General features: G+C 73.4%; 13 protein-coding genes. 8 read left to right on the forward strand and 5 right to left on the reverse strand.

Features of this window, described 5'->3' with window-relative positions; all coding sequences use genetic code 11:
* Window positions 1-93 precede the first annotated feature (93 nt).
* Window positions 94-489: a RidA family protein gene (locus ACYVGD_RS04605; RefSeq protein WP_460741812.1), complete on the reverse strand. Its 396-nt coding sequence runs from the start codon at window positions 487-489 to the stop codon at window positions 94-96.
* 123 nt (window positions 490-612) lie between these two features.
* Between ACYVGD_RS04605 and ACYVGD_RS04610 the strand changes: the two genes are divergently transcribed.
* Window positions 613-1578, forward strand: coding sequence for a helix-turn-helix transcriptional regulator (locus ACYVGD_RS04610; protein ID WP_460741813.1), 966 nt, complete (start codon window positions 613-615; stop codon window positions 1576-1578).
* Between the two features lie 26 nt (window positions 1579-1604).
* Here ACYVGD_RS04610 and ACYVGD_RS04615 read toward each other — a convergent pair whose 3' ends face one another.
* Entirely contained in the window at window positions 1605-2201 is a 597-nt protein-coding gene (locus ACYVGD_RS04615; RefSeq protein ID WP_460741814.1) for a cysteine hydrolase family protein, read from the reverse strand.
* A gap of 355 nt (window positions 2202-2556) precedes the next feature.
* On the opposite strand from ACYVGD_RS04615, the gene ACYVGD_RS04620 reads away from it, so the two are divergent.
* On the forward strand, window positions 2557-3552 hold the full coding sequence (locus ACYVGD_RS04620; RefSeq protein WP_460741815.1) for a GlxA family transcriptional regulator: 996 nt from the start codon (window positions 2557-2559) through the stop codon (window positions 3550-3552).
* Window positions 3553-3593: 41 nt separating this feature from the next.
* Here ACYVGD_RS04620 and ACYVGD_RS04625 read toward each other — a convergent pair whose 3' ends face one another.
* Window positions 3594-3884 (reverse strand): RtcB family protein, encoded by a 291-nt coding sequence (locus tag ACYVGD_RS04625; RefSeq protein WP_460741827.1) that lies wholly within the window; start codon window positions 3882-3884, stop codon window positions 3594-3596.
* Here ACYVGD_RS04625 and ACYVGD_RS04630 point away from each other — a divergent pair.
* Window positions 3874-4215 (forward strand): DUF2200 domain-containing protein, encoded by a 342-nt coding sequence (locus tag ACYVGD_RS04630; protein ID WP_460741816.1) that lies wholly within the window; start codon window positions 3874-3876, stop codon window positions 4213-4215. The two genes, ACYVGD_RS04625 and ACYVGD_RS04630, sit on opposite strands and share 11 nt — an antisense overlap.
* A gap of 55 nt (window positions 4216-4270) precedes the next feature.
* On the opposite strand, the gene ACYVGD_RS04635 is transcribed toward ACYVGD_RS04630, so the two are convergent.
* Window positions 4271-5476: a C39 family peptidase gene (locus ACYVGD_RS04635; protein ID WP_460741817.1), complete on the reverse strand. Its 1206-nt coding sequence runs from the start codon at window positions 5474-5476 to the stop codon at window positions 4271-4273.
* Between the two features lie 168 nt (window positions 5477-5644).
* On the opposite strand from ACYVGD_RS04635, the gene ACYVGD_RS04640 reads away from it, so the two are divergent.
* The 5 genes from ACYVGD_RS04640 to ACYVGD_RS04660 all read left to right on the forward strand — a co-directional run bounded on the left by ACYVGD_RS04640 (window position 5645) and on the right by ACYVGD_RS04660 (window position 10729).
* A complete protein-coding gene (locus tag ACYVGD_RS04640; RefSeq protein ID WP_460741818.1) occupies window positions 5645-7204 on the forward strand; it encodes a molybdopterin-dependent oxidoreductase in 1560 nt (519 codons plus the stop codon).
* A gap of 111 nt (window positions 7205-7315) precedes the next feature.
* Window positions 7316-8068 (forward strand): (Fe-S)-binding protein, encoded by a 753-nt coding sequence (locus ACYVGD_RS04645; protein WP_460741819.1) that lies wholly within the window; start codon window positions 7316-7318, stop codon window positions 8066-8068.
* On the forward strand, window positions 8065-9576 hold the full coding sequence (locus tag ACYVGD_RS04650) for a LutB/LldF family L-lactate oxidation iron-sulfur protein (RefSeq protein WP_460741820.1): 1512 nt from the start codon (window positions 8065-8067) through the stop codon (window positions 9574-9576). Before ACYVGD_RS04645 ends, ACYVGD_RS04650 begins: the two co-directional genes overlap by 4 nt.
* The gene (locus ACYVGD_RS04655; protein WP_460741821.1) at window positions 9573-10223 is read left to right on the forward strand and encodes a LutC/YkgG family protein; all 651 of its coding nucleotides are present in this window, start codon (window positions 9573-9575) and stop codon (window positions 10221-10223) included. The genes ACYVGD_RS04650 and ACYVGD_RS04655 overlap by 4 nt, the downstream gene beginning before the upstream one ends.
* Before the next feature lie 83 nt (window positions 10224-10306).
* Window positions 10307-10729: a hypothetical protein gene (locus ACYVGD_RS04660; RefSeq protein WP_460741822.1), complete on the forward strand. Its 423-nt coding sequence runs from the start codon at window positions 10307-10309 to the stop codon at window positions 10727-10729.
* Window positions 10730-10862: 133 nt separating this feature from the next.
* Here ACYVGD_RS04660 and ACYVGD_RS04665 read toward each other — a convergent pair whose 3' ends face one another.
* Window positions 10863-11228 (reverse strand): hypothetical protein, encoded by a 366-nt coding sequence (locus tag ACYVGD_RS04665; RefSeq protein ID WP_460741823.1) that lies wholly within the window; start codon window positions 11226-11228, stop codon window positions 10863-10865.
* Window positions 11229-11390: the final 162 nt, after the last annotated feature.

An 11390-nucleotide genomic window follows, 5' to 3' on the forward strand; every position in this document is an offset into this window, starting at 1 on the left:
CCCTCGAAGCGTACGCGACCCCCGACGAGGGTGGGAACGGCGGGGGGATAGGCCCGGGCGGGCTGGCGCCCGCCCGGGGGAGGGGGACACGGCCTAGGCGACGGCGGTGCCCTCGAGCTCGACCTGCTGCCCCGGGACGGCCAGTCGGACCACCTCGAGCATCGTCGTGGTGGGGGCCACACCGGCGGCGGCCAGACGCCCGGCGAGCACGCCGTAGTGCGGCATCAGCCCGTCGATGCCGGTCGTGTAGACGTTGAGGCGCACCAGGTGCCCGAGCGTCATGTCGGCGTCCGCAAGCACGGCCTCGAGGTTGTCGAGCGCCAGCCCCAGCTGGGCCGCGACGTCCCCGTCGTGCTCGGGCCGGCCGTCCGCGCTCATGGCGGTCTGCCCCGAGATGTAGAGGGTGCGCGTCGCGCCCGACACGACCTCCCCCTGGTTGAAGCCCAGCTGCTGGGACCACGCCACGGGGTTCACTGCTGCTCGTTCCATCGTCACTCCATTCCTTGGGATCGCGTACGCCCGGGGCCGACGGCCACCGTCCTCGACGCCGCACCCGCAGCCTGCCGCCGAAACACGACACCCTGTGTCACGTTTTCTGGGGAGAATGACGGTATGCGTGCGGATCGGCTGGTCGCGATGGTGCTGCTGCTGCGCCAGCGGGGCCGGATGACCGCGGACGAGCTGGCCCGCGAGCTCGAGGTGTCGGTCCGCACCGTGCTGCGCGATGTCGAGGCGCTGTCCACCTCGGGGGTGCCCGTCTATGCCGAACGCGGCCGCCACGGCGGGTACGCCCTGCTGCCGGGCTTCCGCACCGAGCTCACCGGACTGACCCACGAGGAGGCTCTCGCCCTGCTCGCCGCGGGGTCGGGGCACGGCGGACGGGCATTCGGGCTGGGCTCGGCCCTCGCGTCAGCCATGCGCAAGGTCGTCGACGCACTGCCCGAGGGCCACCAGGCCGGCCTCGACGACGCCGCCCGGCGGTTCCTGGCGGAGCCGGCGACCGACCTGCTGTCCCGGCGTACCGGCCCCGAGGACGTGGCCGACGAGGTGGTGGGCGAGGTCCGACGGGCGGTGCTGGCCGGGCGCCGGCTGCGCTTCCGGTACGCCGCGCCCGACCGGGTGCCGCGCTGGCACAGCGTCGACCCCATCGGTCTGGTGACCGTACGCGACCGCGCGTACCTGCTCGCGACGAAGTCCGGCGAGGACCGCACCTACCGGCTCTCGCGCATGTTGGTCGCCGAGGCGCTGCCCGAGTCCGCGCAGCGACCGGCCCACGTGGACCTCGACCGGCTCTGGGCCGAGCGCAGCGCCCGGTTCCTGGCCGAGGGCCACCTCCCGGTGCTGGTGCGGGTGCGGGCCGAGCGGCGCGACGAGCTGCTGGACCTCGCCCGCGGCCTGCGCACCGAGGACGCCGAGCCGGACGGCTGGGTCCGGCTCGCGGTGATGTTCGAGGACCTGCGCCACGCGGTGTGGGCGCTGTGGCAGCTGGGCCCGGCCGCCGAGGCGCTGGAGCCCGGCGAGCTGCGCGGCGCCCTGCGCGAACGGGCCGAGGAGGTCGCGGCCCGCCACCGGGGCTGACGGTCCGGCGGCCGGGCCGGCCCCACTCAGCGGAGGTCGTCGACCGACGCCACCACGAGCCCATACAGGTCGGCCACGGTGCCGAGCGCCGCCGCGTGCACGTCCTCGGCGGGCACCTGGCGGTCGAGGATCGGCAGGCTGCGCGTGGCGCAGGCCTCGGCCACGACCGTCGGGCGCTGCCCGCGCAGGAACGCGCCCTGAGCGGTGAACTGCACGCACATGTGGGTCATGAAGCCGACGACCACCAGGTCAGACTTCCCCGCGGCGTCCACCAGGTCGCCGAGCTCGGTGTCGACGAACGCGTTCGGGACGCCCTTGACGACCACCTTCTCCCCGTCGATCGGCGCCACGGCCGGGTGGATCTGGCCGATCTCGGCGCGGATGTCGTAGGGCGAGCCCTCGCCGCCGTCGTGGACCACGTGGATCACGGTGACGCCGGCCGCGCGGGCCCGGGCGAGCAGCCGGGCGCCGGCGTCGAGCGCCGGCTGCCAGCCGTCGAGCTCCATCACGCCGGTCGTGTAGGTGTTCTGGAAGTCCACGAGGACGAGAGTGGTGTCCGCGAGCGAGGGGATGGTGTTGTCGAGGCCGTTGACCTCGCGCAGCGTCGTGCGGGGATTCGTCATTCTTCTTCGCTCCTGTTCATCGGTGGGGACGCTGTCGGCGCCCCGATCCGACGCTAGGATCAAGGAAGAATGTCGGCAATGACGAGCAATCCGCAGATACAGACACGACCGCCGCGACGCGACGCCCGCTGAGCGAGCGCAGCGAGTCGAAGCCGGACCACGCCCGCTGATCGAGCGCAGCGAGTCGAAGCCGGACCACGCCCGCTGAGCGAGCGCAGCGAGTCGAAGCCGGCCGGCCGGACCAACGCGATCCGGGGGCTTCGACTCGCTGGCGCTCGCTCAGCCAACGACTCGGCGGCCCTCGCTCAGCCAACGACGTGCCCGGTGCTCGCCGGCAACGAAGGAAGGGAAACCCATGGACCGCACCACCCGGCTCGTCGTCGTGACCGTGTTCGAGGGCGTCGACCTGCTCGATGTCACCGGCCCGCCCGAGGTGTTCGCGCTGGCGAAGCGCGAGTCCGCCGAGGCGGAGGCGTACGAGGTCGTGCTGGCGGCCGCCGACCCGGGGGCGGTGCGGACCGGCGCCGGCGTACGCGTCCTGCCGGACGTCACCTTCGACCAGTTGCGCCACCGCGCCATCGACACCCTCGTCGTGCCCGGCGCCGTCGCACCGGACGCCGAGCGGGGACGCGTGCCCGTCGTCGAGCCCGGGCTGGTCGCCACCGTCGCCGCCCTGGCGGAGCGCTCCCACCGGATCGCCTCGGTCTGCGTCGGCGCCCACGTGCTGGCGGCGGCGGGCCTGCTCGACGGGCGACGCGCGACGACGCACTGGTCGACCGCCGACCTGCTGGCCGCCGACCACCCGGCCGTCGAGGTCGACCCCGACCCCATCTACGTGCGCGACGGCAACGTCTGGACGGGCGCGGGGATCAGCTCGTGCCTCGACCTGTCCCTGGCCCTGATCGCCGACGACCTGGGCGAGGACGTGGCGCTGCGGGTCGCGCGCCAGCTCGTGATGTACCTCAAGCGGCCCGGCGGCCAGAGCCAGTTCAGCGTCCCACTCACGCGGCTCGGCACGACCCGCCGCATCGAGGAGCTGCGGCACCACATCCTGACCCACCTCACCGACGCCCTGACCGTGCCCGAGCTCGCTGCCGTCGCCCACGTCGGCGAGCGCCAGCTCACGCGACTCTTCCGCAGCGAGCTCGGCGTGACGCCCCACGCGTACGTCGAGGCGTTGCGCGTGGAGCACGCGCGGCGGCTGCTGGAGACCGGCGACGACACGCTCGACCGGGTGGCAGCCCAGTGCGGCTTCGGCAGCGTGGACACCTTCCTGCGCGCCTTCCGACGGCGGGTCGGGTCCACGCCCGCGGAGTACCGCGGCCGGTTCAGCGCGTCGGCGACCGGTTGAACCACCCCCCGCCGGGACGCAGTCCCCGCGGGGAGTGGCCCTCAGTCGCCCTTGACGTTGACGACCTGGCGCAGCGTGTGGCGTACCTCGACGAGCTCGGCCGAGTCGGCCATCACCTGGTCGATCGGCTTGTACGCCGCCGGGATCTCGTCGATCAGCGTCTCGGAGTCGCGGTACTCGATCCCCGCCATCGCCTGGCGCAGCTGGTCCTGCGAGAACAGCGCCCGGGCGCGCGTACGCGAGTGGGCGCGGCCCGCCCCGTGCGGGCTGGAGCACAGCGCGACCGGGTTGCCGAGCCCCCGCACCACGTACGACGCCGTGATGCACCGCATCTTCACCACGCCGTTCGCCTCGGTCTATCCCCACTACGTGACCAAGGTGGAGAAGAAGGGGCGGACGCAGGCCGAGCTGCACCAGGTGATCGGATGGCTGACGGGTTTCGACGAGGCGGCGCTGCAGCATCACCTGGCCGCCGGGACCACCTTCGAGGACTTCTTCGCCGCCGCCCGGCTCAACCCGGCGGCCGCATCCATCACGGGGACGGTCTGCGGCGTACGCGTCGAGGAGGTCGAGGACCCGCTGATGCGCCAGATCCGCTACCTAGACAAGCTCGTCGACGAGCTCGCCCGCGGCAGGGCCCTGGCGAAGGTCCTGCGCTCCTGACGCGTACGCCCGGGAGTCGGGCCCGCGGTCCGCCCGGGGCGACGGCCTGTTCCCCTCAGCCGAGCAGCACGCCGCCCTCGCCCGGGTTCTGGGCGTGGTAGCGGCGGACCCAGCTGGCCTTCGCACGGTGGACGGTGTTCGCCTCGGGCCGGGAGGCGGGGTCGATCACGAGGTACTCGTCGTTCTTCGCGTCGTAGTCGGCGATGACCATCCAGTGCAGGATCGGGTCCTTCGTGGCCACGTTCACCGGCCAGGCGGCGACCTGGAGCTCACCCATCAGCATGGCGGGCTTGCCGGAGCGCACGTGGGCCATGACGGCCTCCACGTCCGTCGTCCGGCGGGTGGGCACGCCGTAGGTGCCCATCGCACGCTCGACGTCGACGCTCAGCGTGCCGAGGCGCGCGGGCGGGGCGTACGCCATGTCGCGGCGGGCCGCCAGGATGGCAGCGCCCTGGTTGTTCGGGTCCCAGGCGTGCGGGGTCCGGCCGAGCGCGAGCAGCGAGGACACCACTGCGGCCGGGCCGCAGTCGTACCACTGGTAGTTGTCCTGCCCCTGTCCCTGGCGGACGGGGACGATCTGCTTCTTGGCCGGCGTCGCGGGGGCCGGACGTCCACCGACGTCCTTGCACAGCGGCACGCCGGGGACCCGCCCGTTGACGCCGGTGTCGAGGGACCCGTCGGAGACGAACCCGTCGAGCTCGGGGGTGTAGCTCCACAGGTTGGTGTTGGCCTGGGCGAACCGGCTGAACACGGTGTCGCCGTAGGTCTGGCACGTGATCGTGACCTGCCGGCCGGCGGGGATGGCCTGGTTGATCGCGCCCGTGAGGTAGGGGAGGCGACGCACGTTGACCAGCTCGGTCGCGGCCGCGCGCACCGTGTTGTTGCCCGGCTTCGCCCCCACGTTCTGGCACAGCGGTACGCCGGGGATCCGGCCGTTGACCCCGGTGTCCATGTACCCGTCGGAGACGAAGGCGTCGACGTCCGGGGTGTAGTTCCACAGGTTGGTGTTGGCGCGGGCGAACGGGCTGTAGACGGTGTCGCCGTAGGTCTGGCAGGCGATGCGCACGCTGCGACCCGTGGGCAAGGACCCGGTGATCGGACCGTTGAGGTACGGCAGGTGGCGGACGTTGACGGTCTGGGTCACGCGCCCGGTGCCGACCGTCGCCGCTGATGCCTGCTGGATGGTCTCGGCACCCACGAGTCCGGTGACGGCCAGGGTGGTGACGGCGGCGAGCGCCGCGATGGGGGATCGAAGGTTCATGGTCGCTTCCTCTGTGACGGGGGGTGAGCGCGAAACTAGGACACCGGGAGGTGCCGATCGAGCCGGTCGCAGCGGAGATTTCCTGCCTGTGGGCCCGGCGGCCCGCTTGGCGTCCGCGGGATCGCTCGCCGGCGGGGCCCGTTGGGCGCTGCCTCGTACTGTGACGGCATGAGCAGCCGACTGCGGCCCCCAGACCCGCGACCAGGGACGCGGACCACCGGTGCGTACGCCGGTCTCGCCGCGGCTGCGACCACCGTGGGGGTCGCCGAGCTCGCAGCGGGACTGGCGAGCCGGCTGGGCTGGTCGGAGGGCACGCCGTCGCCGCTCGGCGCGGTCGGGGCCGCGTTCGTCGACCTCACCCCGGCGTGGCTGAAGGATGCGGCGATCGCGCTGTTCGGCACGGCCGACAAGCTGGCCCTGGGCATCGGCACGGTCCTCGTCCTGGCCGCGGTCGGCGCGGCCGTGGGCGCCCTCGCGGTCCGCCGGCCCCGGCTGGCGGTGTGCGCCGTGGTGGCCCTGGGCGTCCTGGGCGCGGTGGCGGTCTGCGGCCGGCCGCGGGCATCGGCGGCCGACGTCGCCCCCGTCGCCCTCGGCACGGCGTGCGGAGCCGCGCTGCTGTGGCGCTGGACGCACCGGGTGGCCGCCGCCCCCGGACCCTCGGCCCCCGCCCCCGGGGTGTCGCGCCGCCAGCTGCTGGGTGTGGGGCTCGGCGCCGTCTTCGCGGCGGCCGTGGACCGCGTCTCCGCGGGCGGCGCCCGCGTGGTGGAGCGGGCCCGGGCGGCGTTCCGGGTGCCGCCGGTGGCGACGCCGGTCACCGTTCCCGCCGGCGTCGAGGTCGGCGTCCGCGGGGTGACCCCGTTCATCGTGCCCAACGCGGACTTCTATCGCATCGACACCGCGCTGGGCGTCCCCCAGGTCGACCCCGCCGAGTGGTCGTTGACGGTGACGGGGATGGTCGACCGCGAGGTGCGGCTCGACTGGGCGGCGCTGCTGGCCAGGCCCATGCAGGAGGCCATGGTGACGCTCATGTGCGTGTCCAACGAGGTGGGGGGCCGGCTCAACGGCAACGCGGTCTGGACCGGTCTTCCGGTGCGCGAGCTGCTCCGCGAGGCCGGCGTACGCCCGGGAGCCGACATGGTGCTGTCGCGCAGCACCGACGGCTTCACCGCCGGGACCCCGCTGGAGGCGATGACCGACGACCGCCCCGCCCTCATCGCGGTGGCCCAGAACGGCGAGCCCCTGCTGCCCGAGCACGGCTTCCCGGCGCGGCTCGTCGTGCCCGGGCTCTACGGCTACGTGAGCGCGACGAAGTGGGTCACCGAGCTGAAGGTCACCCGGTTCGCCGACGACCAAGGCTACTGGACGCCGCGGGGCTGGTCGGCGCTCGGCCCGGTCAAGACCCAGTCCCGCATCGACGTGGCGCGTGCGGGCGGGTCCGTCGCCGCCGGCACCGTGGCGGTCGCCGGTGTGGCGTGGGCGCAGCACCGCGGGATCGTCGGGGTCCAGGTGCGCGTCGACCAGGGCCCCTGGCAGGACGCGCGGCTGGGGGTGGACGCGACCGTCGACGCCTGGCGGCAGTGGGCGTACGCGTGGGAGGCGACGCCGGGCGCCCACACCCTCGCGGTGCGGGCGATCGACGCGAGCGGGACCCCCGAGACCGAGGTCCGCGCGGCCCCGGCTCCGAACGGCGCGAGCGGCCACCACACGATCCGGGTGACGGTGGCGTGACCCGGTCCGGACCCACCGCAGCGGCCCGACCCCCGGCGGCATAAAGTCGACCCCGGCGCTCGCCGTGGACGCCCCGGCGAGCTCCGGGCCACCGTGACCGAAAGGAAGTCCATGTCCCCCTCCCCACGCGTGGCCCTGTTCGCCACCTGCGTGAACGACACGATGTTCCCGGGCACCCCGCGCGCGGTCACCGAGGTGCTCGAGCGCCTGGGCTGCACGGTCGAGTTCCCGATGGGCCAGACGTGCTGCGGCCAGATGTTCACCAACACCGGCTACTTCGACGAGGCGCTGCCGTCGGTGCGGGCGTACGTCCGCACCTTCGGCGACTACGACTACGTGGTGAGCCCGTCCGGGTCGTGCGTGGGCTCGGTGCGCGAGCAGCACGTGATGCTGGCCGAGAAGGCCGGCGACGAGGGCCTGCGAAAGGCGGCCGAAGAGACCGCGAGCCGCACCTACGACTTCCCCGAGTTCCTGGTCGACGTGCTGGGCGCCGAGGACGTGGGGGCGTACTTCCCCCACCGCGTCACCTACCATCCGACCTGCCACTCGCTGCGCATCACCAAGGTCGGCGACCGGCCGATGAAGCTGCTGCGCGCCGTCAGCGGCATCACGGTGCTCGAGCTGCCCGAGGCCGAGCAGTGCTGCGGCTTCGGCGGCACCTTCTCGATGAAGAACAAGGCGGTGTCGACCGCCATGGCCTTCGACAAGGCACGCAACGTGGTCGGCACCGGCGCCGAGTTCGTCGTCGCAGGCGACAACTCGTGCCTGCTGAACATCGGCGGCGTCCTGAGCCGCCAGGAGTCCGGCGTACGCCCCATCCACCTCGCCGAGATCCTCGCCTCGACCGAAAAGAGCGTCCGATGAGCCTCGACCACGCGCGCCGCGCCGACAACCCCGCCCGGCGTACGCCCGCCCCGCCGGAGGGCACCTACCTCGGCATGCCGGCCTTCCCGACCGCCGCCAAGAAGGAGCTCGAGAACTCCCAGCAGCGCCGCAACCTGCGGTACGCGACCACGACGATCCGCGACAAGCGGCGCCAGGTCGTCTCCGAGCTCGACAACTGGGAGCAGCTGCGTCTGGCCGGCGCGGCCATCAAGGACCGCACGCTGCGCCACCTCGACCGCTACCTCGTGCAGGCCGAGGAGGCCCTGACGCGTGCGGGCGCGACGGTGCACTGGGCCGCCGACGCCGAGGAGGCCAACCGGATCGTCACCGACCTGGTGCGCGCCACCGGCTACGACGAGGTCGTGAAGGTCAAGTCGATGGCCACTCAGGAGATCGAGCTGAACGAGGCGCTCGAGGACTCCGGCATCGCGGCCTGGGAGACCGACCTCGCCGAGCTGATCGTCCAGCTGGGCCACGACCGGCCGTCCCACATCCTCGTGCCCGCCATCCATCGCAACCGGGCCGAGGTGCGCGAGATCTTCCTCGCCGAGATGGGCAAGTACGGCACGCCGGCCCCCGAGGGGCTCACCTCCGAGCCGGCCGACCTGGCCGGCGCGGCGCGCATCCACCTGCGCGAGAAGTTCCTCGACGCCAAGGTCGCCATCTCGGGCGCGAACTTCCTGGTCGCCGAGACGGGCACGCTTGTGGTCGCCGAGTCCGAGGGCAACGGGCGCATGTGCCTGACCCTGCCCGAGACCCTCATCTCGGTGGTCGGCATCGAGAAGCTCGTGCCGACGGTCGAGGACCTGGAGGTCTTCCTCCAGCTGCTGCCCCGCAGCAGCACCGGCGAGCGGATGAACCCCTACACCTCGTTGTGGACCGGCCCGGCGGACGCCGACGGCCCCCAGAACGTGCACGTCGTGCTGCTCGACAACGGGCGCACCAACGCGCTGGCCGACGAGCTCGGCCGCACGGCGCTGCGCTGCATCCGCTGCTCGGCCTGCCTCAACATCTGCCCCGTCTACGAGCGCACGGGCGGCCACGCGTACGGATCGGTCTATCCGGGCCCGATCGGCGCCGTCCTCACCCCCCAGCTGCGTGGCGTCGAGTCCGACATCGACCGCTCCCTGCCGTACGCCTCCTCGCTGTGCGGCGCCTGCTTCGAGGTGTGCCCCGTCCGCATCCCGATCCCCGACATGCTCGTGGACCTGCGGCACCGGGTCGTCGAGGCCGAGCGCGAGGACACCCTGCCCCACGCCGAGAGCGGCGTCATGCGCGCCGCGTCCTGGATGATGGCCGACTCGCGCCGCCTGAGCGCGGCCCAGAAGGTCGCCACGCGCGGCAGCGGGCTATTCCGCGGGCGCCTCGAACGCTTCGGCCCCCTGCCCTGGCCGGCGTCGGCGTGGACCGACTCCCGCGACATCCCCGTCCCCCCGAAGGAGTCCTTCCGCGACTGGTGGAAGCGCGAGCGAGGAGAGCAGCGATGACCAGCAGCAGGGAGAAGGTCCTGGCCCGGGTGCGCGAGGCCCTGGCCGACGTGCCGGCCGACGCCGAGGTCGAGGTGCCGTGGACGTACGGGCAGCCGACCGGCGTCTCGGACGTGCTCGGCCTGTTCGTCGAACGGGTCGAGGACTACCGGGCCGTCGTCGAGCGGGTGCCCGCCGACGGGCTCGGCGCGGCGGTCGCGGCGGCCCTGGACATGTACGGCACCAAGTCGATCGTCGCGCCGCCGGACCTGCCCGACGACGTGCGGCAGTGCATCGAGGACGCCGGGGTGCGGATCGTGCACGACGACCCGCCGCTGTCGGCGCGCGACCTGGACGCCGTCGGCGGAGTCGTGACCGACTCGTCGGTCGGGATCGCCGAGACCGGCACCATCGTGCTCGACCACGGCCCGGGCCAGGGCCGCCGGGCGATCTCGCTCGTGCCCGATGTCCACGTGTGCGTCGTACGCGGCGAGGACGTCGTGACCGACGTGCCCGAGGCGATGGCCCGCCTGGCCCCCGCGGTGCGCGACGGGCGCCCGCTCACGTGGATCAGCGGGCCGAGCGCGACCAGCGACATCGAGCTCGACCGCGTCGAGGGGGTCCACGGGCCGCGCAAGCTGCACGTGCTGCTGGTCGAGCCCGCCTAGCGCCGTTCGGGGGGCCACCCCTGTCGCCCGACCTCTCCTCCGCATAACATGAGCGCGTCCTCACCCCCGAGAAGGTCGTATTCATGCCAGCACCTGCACGCCGCACCGCCGGACCGATGCCCGACGCCCAGTCGACCACCCTCGAGCAGCGCGCCGCGACGTGGAAGCGGACGGCGGCCGACGCCGAGCCAGCCCTGCGCCGGCACGCCGCCGCCCTCGACGAGTACGCCAAGGTCGCCGAGTGCTCGTGGGTGGCCGGCGCCCCCGACGACGTGGCCCGCCGACTGGACGCCTGCACCCTGCGCCAGACCATGCTCAAGCGCGCGCTCACCGCGAGCGAGCGTCCGGTCGCCGACTGGCGCAGGCACCTGCGCGAGGAGCCCGCCCGGGCCGCCGACCCGAAGACGGTCGGCGACTGGGAGCGCAGCTGGGTCGGCAGCAAGTACGCCGACGAGGAGTGGACGGACGCCGACCAGAAGTACGCTCAGGCGCCCCGCTGCGCCTGAGCCCACCCGGTCCCGCGGCCGACCCACCGCCTCCCCACCCGCGGGGCGACCCACGATCCTGCGCTCCTGTGTCGCTGAACGGGCGAGAATCCCCGTACCGGGCCCCAGGAGTGCAGGATCGTGGACCGCACCGTCAGGCGGCCGCGGCCTCGGCCTTCTCGCGCGCGCGGTCGCGTACGCAGACGACGAGGGCGAGCGCCGCGCACGCCGCGATCAGCGCGAGGGCGACGAGGAAGCCGTCCAGCCACGAGCGCCCCGACTCGACGACCGCGAACAGCGCGCCCGGCACGACGGCGGTGCCGACCGCCGTCCCGATCCGCTGGCCCAGCTGCAGCACCCCGCCCGCCACGCCCCCGAAGCGCGGGTCGACGGCGTTCAGCGTCAGCGTCTGGTTGGGCGAGATGGTCAAGCCCTGGCTCACTCCCATCAGGGTGAGCGGCAGCGCGAGCCACGCGTACGCCGCCGGGCTGCGTTCGACCAGCACCGCCGTGCCGGCCACCTGGTCAAGTCCCGGGTAGTGGTGTAGCGGTGGGTGTTCCTTCGTTGGGGGTCAGGCTGTGAGAGCGGGCAGGTTGTCGTCTCCGGTCTCGGGGCCGGTGTCGGTGTCGGTGTCGGTGATGAGGTTGATGCGGCAGCGGGCGAGGACGTCGAGGCCGAGGTA

Source organism: Mariniluteicoccus endophyticus (genome assembly GCF_054780035.1).